At 53.9% G+C, this 17586-nt stretch carries 20 protein-coding genes; 10 read left to right on the top strand and 10 right to left on the bottom strand.

All coding sequences use genetic code 11. The annotated features are described in order from the left end of the window. Positions 1–20: 20 nt before the first annotated feature. Complete coding sequence (locus tag NEA10_RS15175; RefSeq protein WP_252662016.1) at positions 21–1616, bottom strand: photosystem II high light acclimation radical SAM protein; 1596 nt, start codon at positions 1614–1616, stop codon at positions 21–23. 407 nt (positions 1617–2023) lie between these two features. Between NEA10_RS15175 and NEA10_RS15170 the strand changes: the two genes are divergently transcribed. The 3 genes from NEA10_RS15170 (at position 2024) to NEA10_RS15160 (ending at position 3586) form a co-directional block, all read left to right on the top strand. Then, on the top strand, positions 2024–2443 hold the full coding sequence (locus tag NEA10_RS15170; protein ID WP_252662014.1) for a DUF1830 domain-containing protein: 420 nt from the start codon (positions 2024–2026) through the stop codon (positions 2441–2443). Between the two features lie 145 nt (positions 2444–2588). After that, positions 2589–3035, top strand: coding sequence for a DUF4079 domain-containing protein (locus NEA10_RS15165; RefSeq protein ID WP_252662012.1), 447 nt, complete (start codon positions 2589–2591; stop codon positions 3033–3035). Further along, positions 3032–3586, top strand: coding sequence for a hypothetical protein (locus tag NEA10_RS15160; protein ID WP_252662010.1), 555 nt, complete (start codon positions 3032–3034; stop codon positions 3584–3586). The genes NEA10_RS15165 and NEA10_RS15160 overlap by 4 nt, the downstream gene beginning before the upstream one ends. Before the next feature lie 3 nt (positions 3587–3589). On the opposite strand, the gene NEA10_RS15155 is transcribed toward NEA10_RS15160, so the two are convergent. Then, the gene (locus NEA10_RS15155; RefSeq protein WP_252662008.1) at positions 3590–5734 is read right to left on the bottom strand and encodes a lytic transglycosylase domain-containing protein; all 2145 of its coding nucleotides are present in this window, start codon (positions 5732–5734) and stop codon (positions 3590–3592) included. Positions 5735–5960: 226 nt separating this feature from the next. Between NEA10_RS15155 and NEA10_RS15150 the strand changes: the two genes are divergently transcribed. Continuing rightward, the gene (locus tag NEA10_RS15150) at positions 5961–7349 is read left to right on the top strand and encodes a cation:proton antiporter (protein WP_252662000.1); all 1389 of its coding nucleotides are present in this window, start codon (positions 5961–5963) and stop codon (positions 7347–7349) included. 99 nt (positions 7350–7448) lie between these two features. On the opposite strand, the gene NEA10_RS15145 is transcribed toward NEA10_RS15150, so the two are convergent. Then, positions 7449–7859 carry a BON domain-containing protein gene (locus NEA10_RS15145; RefSeq protein WP_252661998.1) on the bottom strand — a complete coding sequence of 137 codons (411 nt, stop codon included), beginning with the start codon at positions 7857–7859 and terminating at the stop codon, positions 7449–7451. Positions 7860–7952: 93 nt separating this feature from the next. Between NEA10_RS15145 and ilvN the strand changes: the two genes are divergently transcribed. The 3 genes from ilvN to NEA10_RS15130 all read left to right on the top strand — a co-directional run bounded on the left by ilvN (position 7953) and on the right by NEA10_RS15130 (position 9632). After that, the gene (gene ilvN / locus NEA10_RS15140) at positions 7953–8471 is read left to right on the top strand and encodes an acetolactate synthase small subunit (RefSeq protein ID WP_252661996.1); all 519 of its coding nucleotides are present in this window, start codon (positions 7953–7955) and stop codon (positions 8469–8471) included. Between the two features lie 132 nt (positions 8472–8603). After that, complete coding sequence (locus NEA10_RS15135; RefSeq protein WP_252661988.1) at positions 8604–9413, top strand: carbonic anhydrase; 810 nt, start codon at positions 8604–8606, stop codon at positions 9411–9413. Between the two features lie 6 nt (positions 9414–9419). After that, positions 9420–9632, top strand: a complete 213-nt coding sequence (locus tag NEA10_RS15130; protein WP_252661986.1) for an RNA-binding S4 domain-containing protein — start codon at positions 9420–9422, stop codon at positions 9630–9632. On the opposite strand, the gene NEA10_RS15125 is transcribed toward NEA10_RS15130, so the two are convergent. The 5 genes from NEA10_RS15125 to NEA10_RS15105 all read right to left on the bottom strand — a co-directional run bounded on the left by NEA10_RS15125 (position 9602) and on the right by NEA10_RS15105 (position 13879). Next, positions 9602–10705 carry a hypothetical protein gene (locus tag NEA10_RS15125; RefSeq protein ID WP_252661984.1) on the bottom strand — a complete coding sequence of 368 codons (1104 nt, stop codon included), beginning with the start codon at positions 10703–10705 and terminating at the stop codon, positions 9602–9604. The two genes, NEA10_RS15130 and NEA10_RS15125, sit on opposite strands and share 31 nt — an antisense overlap. 321 nt (positions 10706–11026) lie before the next feature. Further along, entirely contained in the window at positions 11027–11911 is an 885-nt protein-coding gene (locus NEA10_RS15120; RefSeq protein ID WP_252661982.1) for an S-methyl-5'-thioadenosine phosphorylase, read from the bottom strand. Between the two features lie 42 nt (positions 11912–11953). Next, positions 11954–12163: a hypothetical protein gene (locus tag NEA10_RS15115; protein ID WP_252661980.1), complete on the bottom strand. Its 210-nt coding sequence runs from the start codon at positions 12161–12163 to the stop codon at positions 11954–11956. Between the two features lie 18 nt (positions 12164–12181). Beyond that, positions 12182–12430 (bottom strand): hypothetical protein, encoded by a 249-nt coding sequence (locus NEA10_RS15110; protein ID WP_252661978.1) that lies wholly within the window; start codon positions 12428–12430, stop codon positions 12182–12184. Between the two features lie 45 nt (positions 12431–12475). Further along, on the bottom strand, positions 12476–13879 hold the full coding sequence (locus NEA10_RS15105; protein ID WP_252661976.1) for an amidase: 1404 nt from the start codon (positions 13877–13879) through the stop codon (positions 12476–12478). Positions 13880–14142: 263 nt separating this feature from the next. Here NEA10_RS15105 and NEA10_RS15100 point away from each other — a divergent pair, with 263 nt between their 5' ends. Beyond that, positions 14143–14727 (top strand): retropepsin-like aspartic protease family protein, encoded by a 585-nt coding sequence (locus NEA10_RS15100; protein ID WP_252661974.1) that lies wholly within the window; start codon positions 14143–14145, stop codon positions 14725–14727. A 10-nt stretch (positions 14728–14737) separates the two neighbouring features. Here NEA10_RS15100 and NEA10_RS15095 read toward each other — a convergent pair whose 3' ends face one another. Next, entirely contained in the window at positions 14738–15019 is a 282-nt protein-coding gene (locus NEA10_RS15095; protein ID WP_252661972.1) for a DUF3288 family protein, read from the bottom strand. 247 nt (positions 15020–15266) lie between these two features. On the opposite strand from NEA10_RS15095, the gene NEA10_RS15090 reads away from it, so the two are divergent. Together NEA10_RS15090 and NEA10_RS15085 are read left to right on the top strand one after the other, a co-directional pair. Beyond that, positions 15267–16358 carry a hypothetical protein gene (locus tag NEA10_RS15090; RefSeq protein WP_252661971.1) on the top strand — a complete coding sequence of 364 codons (1092 nt, stop codon included), beginning with the start codon at positions 15267–15269 and terminating at the stop codon, positions 16356–16358. Between the two features lie 11 nt (positions 16359–16369). Continuing rightward, positions 16370–16942 carry a TIGR04376 family protein gene (locus NEA10_RS15085; RefSeq protein ID WP_252661968.1) on the top strand — a complete coding sequence of 191 codons (573 nt, stop codon included), beginning with the start codon at positions 16370–16372 and terminating at the stop codon, positions 16940–16942. 25 nt (positions 16943–16967) lie between these two features. Here NEA10_RS15085 and NEA10_RS15080 read toward each other — a convergent pair whose 3' ends face one another. Next, a complete protein-coding gene (locus NEA10_RS15080; protein ID WP_252661966.1) occupies positions 16968–17525 on the bottom strand; it encodes a hypothetical protein in 558 nt (185 codons plus the stop codon). Positions 17526–17586 lie beyond the last annotated feature (61 nt).

The following is a 17586-nucleotide window of genomic DNA, read 5'->3' as shown; positions in this document are numbered from 1 at the left end:
CTCCTCAGCTGACTCAGTCCCTAGCCTGACGTTGTCACCAGAGACTTCGAGGGGGTGGGGGAGGCGTCAACCATGGGCGCACTCAGAGCCTCCTCCAAGTCCGCACGGCCGAGCCGTTCCTCTAAAATATCCATCACCTCCCGGCCAAAATCATTACCATTGCGTTGCCAGGCCTCCAGACAAACCTCGCCAAAAAAGGAGCCGAGGGGTTCTGGATTCCACAGAAGTTTTCGAGCCGTCCAAGGCATCAAACTCATGGGGTTATAATTGGGTTTCAACACCTCTTTCTCTAAGGCATAGTCTTCCAAATGAGTGTGGGGTTGCAGGCCAATAAAGAAAATCGCCGGTTCAACCTTGTCGCGCCCGAAAATCGCTTCGAGTTCCCGGTGATAGGCGATGGTTTGGCGAATGGTTTCATAGGTCTCGTCAATGACGTTAAACGAATAGTTAACCGAGACCAAATCATTAAACCCAGCCGCTTTGAGATCGCGACAGTTTTCCAACACTACCCGCAGGTTATACCCCATGCGCATCTTACGAACTAACTCCTGAGAGCCGCTGGTGATACCAATTTCAAAGTAATTCATCCCCGTTTTGACCATCAGATCACACAGTTGCGGGTTCAAGTTGTCTGCACGGATATAGGCCGCCCAATGAATGTCGTCCATTCCCGAGTCCAGAATTTTTTGTAGGAGTTCGATGGCATCCTGGATATAGCGACGGGCGGGGATAAACTGAGCATCGGTAAACCAGAAATTACGAATGCCGCGACGATAGAGTTGGCGCATTTCAGCCACCACTTCATCGGCGGGGTTAATACGGACTTGTTTGCCTTCAATGACCGTATAGACACAGTAACAGCAGTTATGGGGACAGCCCCGTTTGGTTTGCACCCCGAGATAAAAGTCTTGATCGAGGAAGTAATAGTTAAATTGGTTCCAGATGCTGGCGATGTAATCGTAGTTGCAGGCGCTTTTCTCGATGGGAGCGGGGGTTTCATGAATCAGCCGCTCTCGGGGTTGGGTTTCCCCGACAATGTAGCAACGTTCATCCTGGAACTCCTGTCCTCGCAGCAGCTTTTCTAACAGGGCCTCCCCTTCACCCACGGAGATAATACTGCCCTTGGGAAGACTACGACCGAGTTGTTCGTAAAAGACACTCACAGCCCCACCTCCAACGACTACCCGGGCTTCTGGGTGATAGCGCCGGGCCCGTTTTAAGCCGCGACGAATCAGACCTTGATTACGCCATAACTCGCCATAGTACGACCCCGCCAGGCGTAATCCCCCTAACGCACCCCGTAATTTGACGAAAGGGTTGGTGGCGTAGTAAAACTCAAAGGCATTCTGCAAGGGATTGCCACCTCGACCCCCAACTGGGGCGTAGATCTGAATATCCCGCCAGGAAAAGACCAGTAGCTGAGGTTGGAACTCATCAACGCATTCGTCTAGGGCCCCGTTGAAATCCAATGGGGGGATAGCCCCAAGGTCGAAAATTCGCTGTTGGATGTCGGGGAAGAGTTTATGCAGATGATCCGCTAGGTACACAACCCCAATGGGAAAGATGGGGTTGCAGGGAAGGCGGACATAGAGCACACGATCGATGTTCGTCGCCATAAAAATGCTTCATATATCTTTAACTTTCACCATAACACTTGTGCTGAAAGCTTGCTTAACCCAGCCGTGAGGGGTAATCCTGAGGGGGATTGAGGGAAAAATCTAAAAAAAACAAAAAAATTTAGCCCCGAGACTCCCCATTTAAAATGGGCGCTTCAGGGCGTAAACTCGCCTGTTCCCATCCAGGAGGACGTGGGGGAGTTGTTTTGTAACGATCGCCTACAAATTAGGAGGGAGGGCCCCAGAAGCAGCGGAATCCAGCCACCCTGGTCTCAATGGAAAAAAATCAATTTTCCCATTTTTATGGAGTTGGTATTCGCTTTTACAGCTACCTGGGATCGCAAGGTGTTAGTCTTCAGATATAACAATCGCTTTAGATTTTAACTAGACTAAGACGCTGAAACGTTATGGCTCAAATACTCGATCCCTTACCGAAGGACAGTTCAGACCCGATCCTTTGTTGCTACATCAACGCAACCAGCCAGATCCAGGTCGCCCGCATCACCAATATCCAAAACTGGTACTTCGAGCGGGTTGTATTTCCCGGACAGCGGCTTGTGTTTGAGGCCATGCCTCAGGCACAACTCGAGATCCACACCGGCATGATGGCTAGTGCCATTCTTTCCGATACCATTTCCTGCCAACGGCTCAAGGTGACCACTGAGGCTGAAGCAGAACCAGAACCGGAACAACAAGTGAGCGGTGACAGTGATTCTACCGTAAAAGGGGATCGCCAAAATGTAAAGAATCATGAACCTCTGCCTCGCCCGAGTCCGAGACCGGTAGCAGAGGCTCACAAAGCCCCAGCCTTGGCTTCCGTAGACTAGGGAACCATCCGAGAGGGATTGCCATAACAGCTAACTCTCCTCCTGGGGGCGATCGCCGCGATTGGGGCTTGCGATCGTCCCCCTTCGCGGGGCCCTGGGTCAGGATAGGATCGGAAGCGACATCACTGTTAAGGAACATACGATCGTGGATCTTCCCTCCTTCCTCTGGCTATGGCGTTTTGCCGCCTGGTCCATGGGACTGTCCCTGACAGCCTACGGATTACTGGCTATCAGTGGGCTTATCCTGTGGAGCGATCGCCGTCGTCAACAGCCTCGTCCCCCCGGGTTAGCCCCCCTGCACCGAGCCTTAGGGATCAGCCTCTTAGTTTTGGTGTTGTTTTTGCTAACTATTGGTCTAATTGGCACCCTGGGCCATTACGGGAGTCTGGGTCATTCCTGGCATTTGCTAGCTGGGTTAGTTGTCGTGCTCCTAGTTCTGACCTCTGCCTGGAGTGGCTGGCGGATTGGGCCGAAACAGCCCCAGATGCGGCGGATTCATATCACCAGTAATCTACTTCTCGCTTTGGGCTTCCTGGCGGTATCGTGGAGTGGTTGGACTGTTGTGCAAAAATACCTGCCGCCGCGATCATGACTTCCTCTCACCCTTCCATCTTTCGGATTTCCCCCTTAATTCGCATCACCCTATTGGCCTTGTATTTGGCCCTAACCCTGCCCCTACCGGTTCTCGCGGAAGCCACCGAAGCCCCAGTCAACCCCATTTGGCTTTGGCTGGCCCTCGTCCTAGGCTGGCTGGCCCTGTATGGTGCCTTAAGTGAGCGCGTCTTACTGGATGAGGCGGGGATTCGGGTGACCTATCCCCGTTGGTTTGCTTCCCTCTTCCGCAAAGGCTGGTTTTTACCCTGGGATCAGGTGAAAGCCTTGAAACCTAAAACCACTGGCCAGGGGGGATTAGTCTATTATTTCCTCAGTCACAGCGGGGAAGGCTACCTACTGCCGATGCGAGTGGCGGGGTTCTCCCGACTGGTGCAGAACGTAGAAGCCAAAACTGGGATTGATACTCAGGATGTCCGTCCCCTAGCCCAACCTTGGATGTATATAATTTTGCTGGGATTTACCCTGCTGTTGGGCGTAGTGGACTTATGGGCGATCGCCAATCGCGGCAACCTGCCCCCCTCCCTATAGACTTCACTCCTTGAGATCCTCAAGTTGGGCCCGGATCTCGGGGTTATACAGACGCAGATAGTTCCAATAATTTCCCATCACAGAACTAATATAGCCCTGTGTTTCCGGGAAGGGAATTTGGGAAACAAAGACATCGGGATCACTGAAACCGAAACGCGCAATCCAATTATCGACACTGCCGGGACCCGCATTGTAACTGGCTAAGGCAAACAGAGTATTGTTATCGTACTCATTGTGGGTGAAGTCCAGATAGAGCGTTCCCAAACGGATATTATCATCGGGATCTCTCAAATCTCTGGGGGGATCTTCGTCCTTTCGAGCCGCGATCCAATCGGCCGTTTCCGGCAACACCTGCATCAGACCGATCGCATTGGCCACCGAGCGAATCCCAGGCATAAACCGGGACTCCTGGCGAATCAGAGCCAGGGTGAGCAGGGGGTCGATCTGGCGGGCCGCTGACCAGCGTACAATCGGCTCCCGAAATGGGAAAGGATAGAGACTATACCAATAGGCCCGTTCGGCCTTAAACGCCTCATACTCTGCCAACTCCTCGGGGTCATCGCGCCAACCCAGACTTGACAGCATAAACAAACTGTCGATATACTCGCCAATCACCTGGAGCATCAGAGCCTCAGTGTATTGTTCTGCCACTGTGGGATTCATGGGGTCAGGAAACTCCATTTGCCAACGTCGCCAAGCCGCCGCCTCAAAGCCAAGAGCATAGAGTTCCCCAGTCAAATCAGAGCCGGCGGGGAGTAACGGCCGTTCCGCCACATGATCCACTGTGGGGGTCAGCAATCGCACCGTGGTAAACGTTCCCACATTCCAGCCTAGTAGGGACGCCGCCCGCCAGGCATAATAGGACTCTGGATAGCGTTGTAGCACCGCTGTAAACGCGGCCTCCGCATCCTCAGGACGATTCAGTTGTTGGGCCCATTTGCCAATCCAGAAGGCGGCTTGAGGTGCCTCATCACTCTCCGGGTTCTCCGTGACCAGTTGCTTGGCCCAATCCCAGGCTTGAGGGACATTACCCATTGCACTGGCCTGCTGTGCATTCTGCCAGCGAATCTCCGCTGCTGTATCCGAGTCACTATACTGAGTCAGAATCGACTGACGGGCTTGCTGTGCCGATTCAACACTATTGAGTTGGGTCAACACCTGCGATCGCAGCCATAGCGCTTCTGGGGCCCGCTCAGGAAAATTGGCCATGAGCTGATCCAACAGGGGAAGCGCCTCCCGAGGTGACTCCACCAAACGCGCTAACCGCAACAACGCCTCACCGGTTTCCTCGGCCTGCGGGAAGGCTTGAATCAGAACCCGATAACTGTCACGAGCACGGCGTGCGTCTCCTCCTAACTGTTGTCCTCGGGCAGTGCGGTAAAGATTGCGGGGGGTATTGGCCGCCTGAGCGTAGGCGTCTCCCGCTGAGCCATAGACCATTCTTTCCCAATAGCCAAAGGCAATGATTTCCCAATCCTCTGGAGTCAAGACTTGACCATGTTCATTGACTAGGCGATCGAGCAGCTCCGTAAAATTGCTCAAATACAAATGAGTGGAGAGGACTCGCAGCAAATTCAGGTCATTGGGTTGACTCTCCAGCCGTTGCAAGGCAATCGTTGCCGCACGAGGATGACGGGGAAACTCAGCCAGGGCTTGATCCCAAAACTTGGGGTCTTGCTGACCTAACGCATACAGCGCCTCAGCCGCCACCGGATCCTCGGGAAAGTCACGGAGAATGTGTTCATACAAGTCCTGAGCTTGGCCCTCATTTCCCGCCTGGGCCTGGGCTTGAGCCTGGGTTAGCAAAACATAGCCCCCAAGATGAGACGATTGGGAGTCCAAGGGATTGAGGAGAGATAAGGCCTGGGCGGCTTGACCGTTCTCCAGGGCCTGAACTGCCAAAATATAAGCCGCGCGATCGCGCTCCGCTGACGCCGGCCCCTGAGCCAAACGTTGCAGTTCCTGCTGCTGTTGTGACTCGGGCAGGGATAGGGCCGCCACGGTCTCCGACTCCTCCGCCCTAGGGGGTAACTCCTCGGGGCCACGACGACCGGCTAGGAACATTCCGGCCAGCAGCGCCACCGTTCCCAGACCGAGCAGTAGGAGCAGTTGCAGAAGGGGAACGTGATGGTGCAGTCTCTTTTGCATCGTGGTTGAGTGAAGAAAAAAACGGATGGAAGCCGGGCAGAGACGTTAGGTTCATCAGAACTCAAGCAAGCCTCTGGGGCCGTTCGTGAATCTCCAAGAATTTTAACAAGGGGCTAGCCGATCGGTGAGGGGGGTTAGCCTCTTGGGGCGATCGTCACAGGTCGCGTTAATTCTAGTACATTAGACAGGGTAGATGCTGCTGAAGACCTTTTGTTATTGATTCACAATGACCATTACACCCTCATTGAATGTTCTAATCGACCCCGGCGGCTTCCGGACTCTTCTGGCCACAGCGGCGGAGGTTGAAGCTGATGGAGCAACCGTCTTAGGCGGCGTCCTCCTGAGCTTAATTGTGATTTACCTCGCGAGTAAGCTTGGGGGAGAAATTTGTGCTCGCATTAACCTACCCCCCGTTTTGGGAGATCTCGTGGGTGGGGTTGTCGTCGGCATTTCCGTCCTAAATCTGATTGTCTTCCCCGAAACTGGGGCTCAAGCCAGTGACTCGTTAATTTTTCGCTTTATTGAAGCCACAGGCTCCTTAACACCGGAAACCTTAGCCGCCTCATTCTCCGCTGAGAGTGAGGTAATTAATATCCTCTCAGAACTGGGGGTGATCATCCTCCTGTTTGAGATTGGTCTAGAGTCGGAACTGGGAGAACTGATTAAATATGGCCCCCAAGCCGCCATTGTTGCTGTGGTGGGGGTGGTTGCCCCCTTCGCGATGGGAACCGTTGGCCTGATTTACCTCTTTGGGACTCCGGTCATTCCAGCCATTTTCGCCGGCGCGGCCCTGACGGCTACCAGTATTGGCATTACCGCCAAGGTGCTAGCAGAAATCAACAAACTCAGTTCTAAGGAAGGACAAATCATCATCGGTGCAGCTGTCCTCGATGACATCCTGGGCATTGTCGTCCTAGCGGTGGTCGCCAGTTTGGTGAAAACCGGTGAAGTCCAGGTGACCAATATTCTTTTCTTGAGCGTTAGTGCCGGGGCCTTCCTGATTGGTACGATTCTGGTGGGCCGTTTGCTGGCCCCTTATTATGTAGGCTTGGTGGCACAACTGAAAACCCGTGGCCCATTACTGATTGTCTCACTGATTGTCATGTTCCTACTGTCCTATGTGGCAGCAGCAATTCAACTTGAGGCGATTCTTGGGGCCTTTGCAGCTGGTCTAATTCTTGGCGAAACGGAAAAACACCATGAGTTAGAGGAACAAGTCATTCCTATTGCGGATATGTTGGTGCCCGTTTTCTTTGTTGTGGTGGGTGCGCGCACGGACTTAGCCGTCCTGAATCCGGCGGTTCCCAGCAACCGAGAGGGGTTGATTATTGCCACTTTCTTAATCGTGGTGGCGATTATCGGTAAAGTGATCACCGGCTTTACCATCTTCGGTCAACCCGATACAAACCGTTTGGCCATTGGCGTCGGCATGGTCCCCCGGGGTGAAGTGGGTTTGGTGTTTGCCGGTGTTGGTGCCGCCAGTGGTGTTCTCTCGGAATCCTTAGAAGCGGCTATTATTGTTATGGTGATTGTCACCACCTTTGTGGCACCGCCGCTCTTGCGGTTGGTCCTTGAACGAGGTGCGCAGACGAGTTCCTCCACTGAGGAAGCCTAGCGGGGAGGGGTTCCTCCTCAATCCCACAAGTTCTACGGCTGAGGCCGGGTTTGGGCCAAGAGAGAGAGGCCGTTGGGTATCTCTCTCTTGGCCGACGGCTTAGGATTCGACGTCAACCTCACGGGTATCGACGTCGCTCGCGCCTTCGACGCCCTTGGCAATGGTGACAAGCCGGTCGAGATCCTTCTGGCTCGGAACTTTCCCTTTGAGCACCACCTGGGTTCCAAGCTGTGCAACCCAGATGGTTTCAATATCGTCTGTATCCGGGTTGTCATCAAAGGCCCGAACGACCCGCTTTGCTAACCCGCTTTGATCATATTTACCGTCCAAGCCAACCCGTTCAGGCGGAATTGGCTCACCCTTGCTAGCCGCTTCAGGGGAGGTGGCGCCCGATGCCGCTGCTGCGACTTTACCTCCGGCTTTCTCAACGGCTTCTTTAATGGGCATGGGCGGAAACTCTTGGGCTTTTTTCTCTTCGTCTTTGCCAAAGATTCGGCTTAACCAACTCATAGATAGATTTCCCTTTATTTTTACAGTTTTGAGCCGTTTCTATGATACAAGTAACGATGGGTTGCCCAGGATATTCTTAAGAAAAAACACACAATGAAACATACGCTCTCGGTTTTGGTAGAAGACGAGGCGGGGGTGCTGACTCGCATCGCGGCACTGTTTGCCCGTCGTGGTTTTAATATTGAAAGTTTGGCCGTGGGAACGGGGGAACAGGGGGGTGTCTCCCGGGTCACGATGGTGGTCAATGGCAATGATCAGGTGATCGAACAAATTGTCAAGCAATTGTATAAACTGATCAATGTCCTCAAAGTGCAGGATATTACGGAAATTCCCTGTGTGGAACGGGAACTGATGTTGGTCAAGGTCAGTGCGACGAGTAGCACCCGCTCGGAAATTGTGGAGTTAGCCCAGATTTTTCGCTCCCGGGTGGTGGATGTGGCTGATGATTCCCTGATTCTTGAGGTGGTGGGAGACCCAGGTAAGATGGTAGCATTTGCCCAGGTCTTACAAAAGTTTGGGATTCGTGAGATTGCCCGAACCGGTAAGATTGCCCTAACCCGCGAGTCGGGTGTCAATACAGAGTTTCTGCGTCTGTTGGAAACCAAATTGTAATCCTCGGTGCCCTACTGGTCACTGAGCAAGCCGCTTGAGGGGACTGGCTCGCTGGAGTTGACGAAGGAGAAACTCCGGCTTGCTCCCCCTGGGCGGGTTTGGATGCACTCATAGAATCACGATGGAACGATTATGAAAAAACTACTGAAGGGTCTGCGGCAATTTAAGTCTAATTATTTTAGTACTCATCAAGAATTGTTTGAACAGCTCTCCCATGGACAAAAGCCAAGAGTTCTGTTTATTACTTGTTCGGATTCCCGCATTGACCCCAATTTAATCACGAATGCTGAGGTGGGAGAGTTGTTCGTGATTCGTAATGCGGGTAATATCATTCCTCCCTTCGGGGCTGCCAATGGTGGGGAGGGCGCAGCGGTGGAGTATGCGGTACAGGCGTTGGGGGTTGAACATATTATTGTCTGTGGCCATTCCCATTGTGGGGCCATGAAGGGACTGCTCAAGCGCAGCAGCCTGGAGGATGAAATGCCTTTGGTGTATGAGTGGCTACGTCATGCGGAGGCTACCCGTCAATTACTGAAGGAAAACTATACGCACCTGGAGGGGGAAACGTTGCTGGAGGTAGCGGTGGCGGAGAATGTACTGACGCAAATTGAGAATTTACGGACGTATCCGGTGATTCACTCGAAGCTGTATCGTAATAAGCTTCATTTACATGCCTGGATTTACCATATTGAGACGGGAGAGGTGCTGGAGTACGACAGTATCCGTCACGATTTTGTCACCCCGGATGAGAATGCCATGCTGGAAGCCTATCCGGTTCAATGTGTTCTATCCTTACCGGAGGATGTGGAGGATTTGCTGCCGGGCCATCGCCAATCCCAAACTCAACCTGAGGTAGCGGAGGCTGAGCGGGATGTGATGATGCCTTGGCTGTCGTCGGACCAGGTGGCTCGCATTCGTAGTGGTTCCAATGGTCGTCGCTAGGGGATAATGACACAGGATTCTGTAACGATTAAACTCGACCAATTCCTCAAATGGGTGGGGGCGGTGAATACGGGGGGTGAGGCGAAGCTGTTGATTCAGGATGGGGAGGTTCTGGTTAATGGTGCGGTGGAAACCCGTCGCGGTCGTAAGTTAGGGGTGGGAGATGTGGTGCGGGTTCGGGGCCAGTCCTATGAGGTGGCGGAGGATGGGGAGGCCTGAAGGGGCGATCGCACGATAGCGGCCAGTTGAGAGAGGTCGCCATCAAGACTACTACTGGGATTGAGTTCTGTTGGTGGCATGAGGATAACGGGGATACAGGCGGCTTGACAGAGGTCGAGAATTTTTTGGCAGGCTCGGCTACGGTCAGATAGATGGCCGTTGGGGCTGAGGCTGGGGGGAATGGCAATGCCAAAGGGATAGCGTCCAGCCCCGCGCACGATTAGCTCGGGGAGTTGCTCTATGTCAATGTCTGGATCTAGGCTGACAATGATGCTAGGGCAAGGTTGGTCAGGGCCAAGCTGCCGTTGGATGGCGTAGTGGAGAGAATCTAAGAGCTTTGGCTCGGTGGGCTGCTTTAGTTCAATAATGTCAGCGGCGTCGAGAACTTGGATGAGTTGAGGGGCAGGGGTCGTATGACCGTTGAGGTGAGCTTTGGCACTGAGGCGATCGCCCTCTAGGTCTTCTGGATCGAGGGTTAGCCAAAGTTTCCAGGGCTTCGGGGAACGGCTGCTGGCTGGGGAGGACAACTGGGTTAATTGGGCGATCGCGGCCTGAGCCTGGTCGATATGGTCTCGCATATCAAGGCGTAAGGCACTGGCCCCCTGCCGTTGTAGTTGGTCGAACCATTGGGGTTCTAGGGGGGAGTCAGGATAAGAGATAATCCAATGATGGCTGTGGTGGCGATCGCCAAACAGTTCATGGGTATGACGTTTTAAGAGCCGTTCGCCCCGGAAGAACGCCCGAGGTGAGGGATGTTGGGGCAATAGGGTCGGGTTAATGCGGCAGACTGCCCCCAGAGAGGCAATGGTCCCGTCGAGATGGGGCAGAACACTGCTAATACCGCTATTGAGTGAGGATAATCCCCAAGGCATGAGGGCCCGTTCAAGTTTCTGAATGTCTCGTCGTTGTAGGGCCCGGTAATAGGCTAGGTTCCAGGCCGCAGTGCGGAAACTGGTACGCCGGATCAAGGGCCGCCAGTGTTCAAAATAGCTAGCGGCATCCCGCATGACCGCTTTACGAAGTTCAATGAGTTGCGCCAGTAATGTTTCTGGAGGCAAGAAATCGACGACCATAGCCTAATCCTTATCTATCATCAAATGTGTATGACTATTGGCTAGCGTCCATCTACAGACTCTCTCTGATCTGTGATGACGTCAATAGTAGGCAGTCAAAATAAGACATTTCAGATTAAACCTGTAACGACCGAATGTTCTGGATTACTGAAAAGTAGCGTCTTACTGAATCCATCTTTTCAACTCATTTAATTTTGGAAAAACCTCACCCTTCTAAATAGAAGGATGAGGGATTCAGGTTTAAATTGGATTGAGAAGCGCGATCTGACTGTAGTTTATCGACATTCAGGTCAGGGTAACCTCTATCTGGGGACAGAGTTCTTAAGAGTCAGGGGATAGATAGGGTCGCAGCAGTAATTCTAATGTGTCTTTGGTCTTTTGAGACACCGTGTTCCAAGGGGTTAAGACCGCAAATTTGAGGGCGGAGTGAGCTTCACTGACAAAGGGGGCATTATGGAGCCGGCGTACGGTTTCACGAATCACCTGTTGGGCGTTATGAGCATTGAGATGCAGGTTATTGACCACCATCTCAACGGTGACGCTGTCATGATCCGGATGCCAACAGTCGTAGTCAGTGACCAGGGCCAGAGTGGCGTAGGCGATTTCGGCTTCCCGGGCCAATTTGGCTTCTGTGAGATTCGTCATGCCAATCACACTAGCCCCCCAACTGCGATAGAGATGGGATTCAGCCCGGGTGGAGAAGGCGGGGCCTTCCATGCAGATATAGGTTCCCCCATGATGAACATCAACTCCCTCGAACGAGAGATGACTTGCACTGTCGGCAATGAGAGCCGCCAGTTGGGGACAGACGGGATCTGCGAAGCCAATATGAGCCACAATCCCCTCACCGAAGAAACTGGCGATGCGATGTTGGGTGCGATCGATGAATTGGTCGGGAACCACCATATCGAGAGGTTTGATGGCTTCGGTCAAGGACCCCACCGCTGAGGCGGAGATGAGATACTGCACACCCAACTGTTTGAAGGCATGGATGTTAGCTCGGAAGGGCAGTTCTGAGGGTAGCAGATGATGATGGCGTCCATGTCGGGCTAAGAAAACAACGGGAACCCCTTGCAGGGTTCCGCTGACTAGGACATCGGAGGGGGGACCAAAGGGGGTATCAAGCTGATGCTCTTGGCGATTCTCCAGGTCATCCATTTGGTAGAGTCCACTACCGCCAATGATGCCAATGGCAATATCCGTCATAGTTGTTAAGGATGGGATTAGGGGCGTTTTGCAGAATAGGGGTTATTTGGCGGTGATGGCAATGGCGATCGCCCCGGTCAGCAGTCCTAGGGCAGCGGCAAAGGCCATGAGGGTTCCCAGGGGAATGGGCACGGAGGTAAACATGAGAAGCTGCACCGAGGCGGCGGTGGCGTTTTGGACCGCGAGGATGGCGATCGCCACCACCCAGAGTGCGGTCACACCAGAGATGAATAGTAGAGGAAAACGGGGCATAGGTGTCGAGGAATCGGGTTACGCCTGAGGTTCCAGAATCAGGAGAGGGTCATCCCCCTGTCCTTGTAAGCGATCAATCTCTTCTTGCCGTTGCTCATCGCGATCCCTCGGCTGTAGCCACTCAGGCCACAAACCGATTAGGAACGTCCTCGTCTCAAAACTTGCATTGCGCATCGGTTGTGGGAGAAACTCCCAGCGATCGCCATCCAAAATAAAGAAGATGATAATCAAGATTGTGGCCCAGAAACCCACTTTTTTTGCGTTCATAGCCAGTCAGGGGGGGCTTGACATCCCGCCGATTGTACTGCGTCTTTAGCTTACCGGTTCAGGTGGACGATGTTGAGTCCAACCCTGACATTTTTCCAGTTGTGCCGCCAGGTGTAACACCTGAGCATCAGCACCCGGTTTCCCTACCAATTGTACACTGATGGGTAAGCCCCGGGAGTCAAAGCCGGCGGGGACAGAAATCGCGGGTTGGCCAGTGGCGTTGAAGGGGGGACAGGGGATGACCCATTCGCTGACAGCTTTGAAGGCGGCTTCGGGAGCGTGAGAAGACCATTGCCCCACTTTAATGATGGGATGGGCATAGGTGGGCAGGAGGAGGATGTCCCAGTTGTCAAAGAAACGGACAATCTGGCGAGAGATAAACCGCAATTGGCCAATCGCCTGCCAGAGTTCAGCGGCGGTTCCGGCCTGTTCCATCAGCCAACGGTTCATAGGACTGAGGGCTTCTGGGGGAACGCCAGTGGCGGCGATGGCCCCGGCAAAGATTTTTTGAAAGGGTTCTTCTAATCCTGAAAAGTCAGGACAGCCTATTCCGAGGTCATGGCCAAGTTTTTCCAGATGGGTAGCGGTCTGTTGTACGGCGGCCTGACATTCGGGGTGTATGGGCCAATTGGGAATCTCAGTAGCTACGGCAATCTTGAGCGGGGGGCACTCGTCATTCAGTTGGTCTAAGAAGGATGTCTCGGGATTGGGGAGCCAGTAGGGATCGCCCACCACATAGCCCGACATGATATCCAGAAGGGCCGCTGCATCAGCTACGGTTCGCGTCAGGGGACCGGGTGTGGCTAGGCCCATGAGATGTTCCCCTTCGGGAGCCTGAGAAATTCGTCCTCGGGAGGGTTTGAAGCCCACTAAACCACAACATCCTGCCGGCCCCCGCACCGAGCCGCCACCATCGGAGCCATGGGCCAGGGGAGCTAGTCCAGCGGCCACGGCGGCGGCGGCCCCGCCACTGGAGCCACCGGGGGTGTACTCAAGATTCCAGGGATTACGAGCGGTGGGAAGGCCCATGGGTTCGGTGAAGGGCATGGAGCCTAATTCTGAGGTGGAGGTTTTTCCCAGGAGGTTGAACCCGGCCGCTTCAATGGCTTGGATATGGGCGGGGGTATACTCGGCAATGCGATCGCGCAGGGCGGCCAAGCCACGCATACAAGGCAACCCGGCCACGGGGGCCAGGTCTTTAATGGGCATGGGAACGCCGAAGAAGGGGGGAAGAGTGGTGCGATCGCCCTGATGCCACTGTTCGGTTTGTTGCTTGGCGGTGCTAATGGCCCGTTCTTCGGCGACGGTGATATAGGCCCCGAGGCGATCGTTGTGTTGGGCAATGCGATCAAGATACACCTGGGTTAATTCTAGGGGAGAAATATCTCCGGTGCGAATGAGGCGGGCTTGATCGAGGGCAGAGGAAAAGGCTAAATCCGTAGGGTTCATAAGCAGGTGATGCAAGGGAACGGCAAGGGAACAACTGCCATCAGTCTATGCTCCCCTAGGTTGGCTTTACCTCAACCCTCTGATACAGTTTCACCGCTGTCCCGTTTACACTGAAAGGTATCCCCGCAAATGTCATCTTAACCCTGCCCTAAGGTCAGACAGTTGAAAATCTGTCACATACTTAGCTTGTCAAATGACATCAAATAAGAGTGCCTTTGCTAGAGTGAGATGGGGACTCCTCCCATATTTTCCAGACAAACACTATGAAACGAACTGTTTTGCTCTCAATTGCGGCGATCGCCATCGTCGGACTGCCAGAACGCGCTCTATCCCAAGAATTTGAAGGCTGCTTTTTCATTGATGGTCATGGTCAGTTGATTAATTTAGATAATCTCTGTCCCCGTCCATCTAACCAGGGAACAGCGGACAGTTCAATGCCGGCGAGGGTTGCTCCAGGAGAGCGATCGCGAGCGGCGAATCTTGTGGAAGTGCCCATACGACGCCGGGTCGCAGGGATTCCCGTGGTAGAGGTCATGTTTAATGGTCGTCGCTCCTATGAGATGCTTCTAGACACCGGCGCTAGCGGCACAGTGATTACGGCACAAATGGCTCAGGAGTTAAATATCACCCCAGCGGGAACGGCAACGATCGATACGGCCAGCGAGCGTGGGGTCCAAATGGATATTGGCTATGTGTCGTCCATGGAAATCAATGGCATTGCCTTACGCAATACTCCCGTCACCATCGGCTCGGAGGCGTTACAACTGGGGTTGCTGGGGCAGGATTTTCTCAGTGGTTATGATGTGACGATTCGGGAGAATAGCCTGGAGTTTTCACGACGCAATTAAGGCTTGGGCGTTAACTCCAGTCGTCTTCGTCAGCTTTGCGAGTGCCGACGTTGAAGACACGGGTCTGGCTGTGGAGTTCGCGGGTTTTCTTGAATAGGTCGTCTTCGCTGAGTTGCCAACGTTTCAGCAAGGTATCCAGGTCATTTTGGATATCTCTAGCACCGGGGAAGCCATTGTAGCGAACCCGCAAGCGAGCCAGTTCAGCGAGGTTGAGGTCGTCGGGTTCGGCGGCTAAGAGACTGTTGATGGCCATGCGATCGATTTTGGCTTGGGGATGTTGTTGGTCTTTCATGGCACTGAATTAAGGGACGATAGGTCAGGGACAATCAATCAGAGTCGGGTCTCGTAAAACCTGCCGAGTTGCCAAGCTATCGACCCAAACGAGAGGCCTCCTCCAGTTTACCGGATTCACCCGTCTCTTGAACGGATCGGCGATCGCCCCCTGGGGTGTCCTGTCCGAGAAATGATGCTCTATAATTTGGGGAAGTAACTGATCGACCCTCAAACCTAACGTCATGTCGGATAACCGCTCCATGTCTATGCCAACCGACCAACGCGATCGCCCAACCACCCCCCACGGTCAAGCTGATGCTGATCGCCTCTTAAACGAGGTATTCCGAGACGTCGATCAGATGCTTGATCGCGCCCAGGAACTCCCCCAAGAACCGGCGAACCACAAACCCATCGCCCTAAAACCTCTGCAAGTTCCCCCCATCGTCGTGCAGCCGCTGGTGGCCCCGGCGATGCAGCCCTCAGCCGTTGAGCCTGCTTCCGTAGAGGTTGCCATTAACTCCCAGGGAAGACGGGCTGAAGACAAAAGCCTGCTCTGGTTTGATCGCCTCCTCCTTGGCGGTGCATTCCTCTCCCTCGCCGTCATCTTGGGCTTATGGCTCTTCAATCGTGGGTATTTCAGTCAATGGTTTGGTGGAGAGTCTACCCCAACGGAAACCACGAGCAGCCCCAGTGTTCCGGTTACCGAAAATCCCGGACGTGCCGTGGATGAAGACTTTATCGCCTATATGGGCCAGGCCCTAGATCGCATCGAAAATCGTCAAGCCTTGCCCGACACCCTAGACCCCCCCGCCCCAGTGTCCCCCTCTGATACTGGAACTCTCAATATTCCCGTTGACACCACCTCTCCTGACGCGGTGGCTCAATCCCTAAGTCGTATTGCCAACGCCTTAGAACGAGTTTCGACGACCCCAGTCCCCCTCCCCGATCTTCCCAGTGAGGAGGCTTCCGCCGCCGCATCTAATGGGAACGGGAGTGAGACCGTGGTGCAAGTCCCCGAAATTCCCCCAGTCCTGCGAGACTTGCCCCCTGCACCCTCCCGTGCTGCGACAGCCACCCCCTCCCCAGCCGAAACGGAACAGACCCCTTCCCAAGAGCCATCCACCCCACAACGCACAGCTGCTGCTCCAGCGGGAATTTATGCCCTAGTGGGGACGTTGGAACGGGGGGAAGGTCAACGGCCTGCCGCCTTATTTGAGGTGAATGGTTCCCCCCGCTGGATTGATATTGGTCAACCCGTGGGCGATAGCGGTTGGACCTTAACAGAAGTCACGGGCGATCGCGTCTCCGTGCGCCGCAACGGTGAAACCCGCACCATCTACGTCGGACAGCAGTTTTAAAGGATAGTATCGTGGGTTTATTTGAAGACCTCAGCCAATTTTTAGAAACTCGTTTAGAGGAATTTTTAGCCGCACATCCCCATCTGGAATTGCAGGCGATCGAGGAGCAATTGCGGGAACAAGAAGAAGATACCCTGCGCCTAATTGCCAACCTGCAAGCCCAGGAAAAAAAGCTTGAAGAAGACATCCTAAGCACCGCCCAAGATATCCAACGTTGGCATGGTCGCATCCAGAAAGCCCAAGCTGCCGGACGGGACGACCTCGTCAAACCCGCCCAAGAACGAGAAGCCTTGCTCTTACGGCAGGGGAATCAGCTTTGGGGACAGCGCCAAGGGGTGCAAGAGCGGCTCAGTCAGGCCAAAACTCTCAAAGAGACGATTCAGTCCCGCCGCCAAGAAGTCCATGCCAAAGCGGCTCAATGGCGTGCTCAACAGGCGCAACCTAGCAGCGAGCGGGTGTCCGGTTGGGACAATCCCAGCCAGACCCGCTTTCCCAAAACCGCCGTCGATCCCCTAGAACAAGTCTTTAGTGATTGGGAAACCGAAGACGAGTTAAACCAACTAAAACGCCAAATGGGTCAATAGAGCCGCCTCAAGCGGCAACGGCTCCCTAGTCTAAATAGCCCATGAGCGCGTCAATATCTGCCGTAGCATTGGCTGCAACAGGACGGTTACCCATAATGCTCACCGTGTCGCTAATGACCAGGGTGCTTGCTGAAACGGGGCGGATTCCTGAAGATTGAATCGTGGAACTGACCTTCATGCCACTGGCCGAGATCGGACGATTGCCCATGGTGTTATAGGTTTCGCTGATGGCCAGGGTACTGGCAGAAATCGGACGGACACCGGAGGCTTTCATCGTTTGGGTAAAATTGACATCATTGGAAAAAATTGGACGTAACCCACCCACGGCAGAGAAGGTATCCACAATTTCTCGATGGCTCACTCCCACCGGACGATTCCCGGGGAGATAATCTGCCGGCTTAAGATCCAGGGCCTTACGAGCTTCTCCTCCCTGAACCGTCAGAGCAGAACCTTGCTCCGGTTCCATCTGATTTTTCGTCTCTTCCGGTTTGCTAGAACTGGTGCTACGAGTTCTCGCGGTGCGAGTTTTGGCGCTACTGGTGCGGCTGGTGGACTTATCGGCGGGTTGATCGGTGGTGCTCATTTGTAAAATTCTCTGATTTGACAACACATTGGGGTCATTTGCAGGGGCATCCCCCAACTTC

The organism is Phormidium yuhuli AB48, from assembly GCF_023983615.1.
Lineage (GTDB): Bacteria > Cyanobacteriota > Cyanobacteriia > Cyanobacteriales > Geitlerinemataceae > Sodalinema > Sodalinema yuhuli.
Note: the sequence above shows the minus strand (reverse complement) of the source record. Positions and strands in the feature narration are given on the sequence as shown.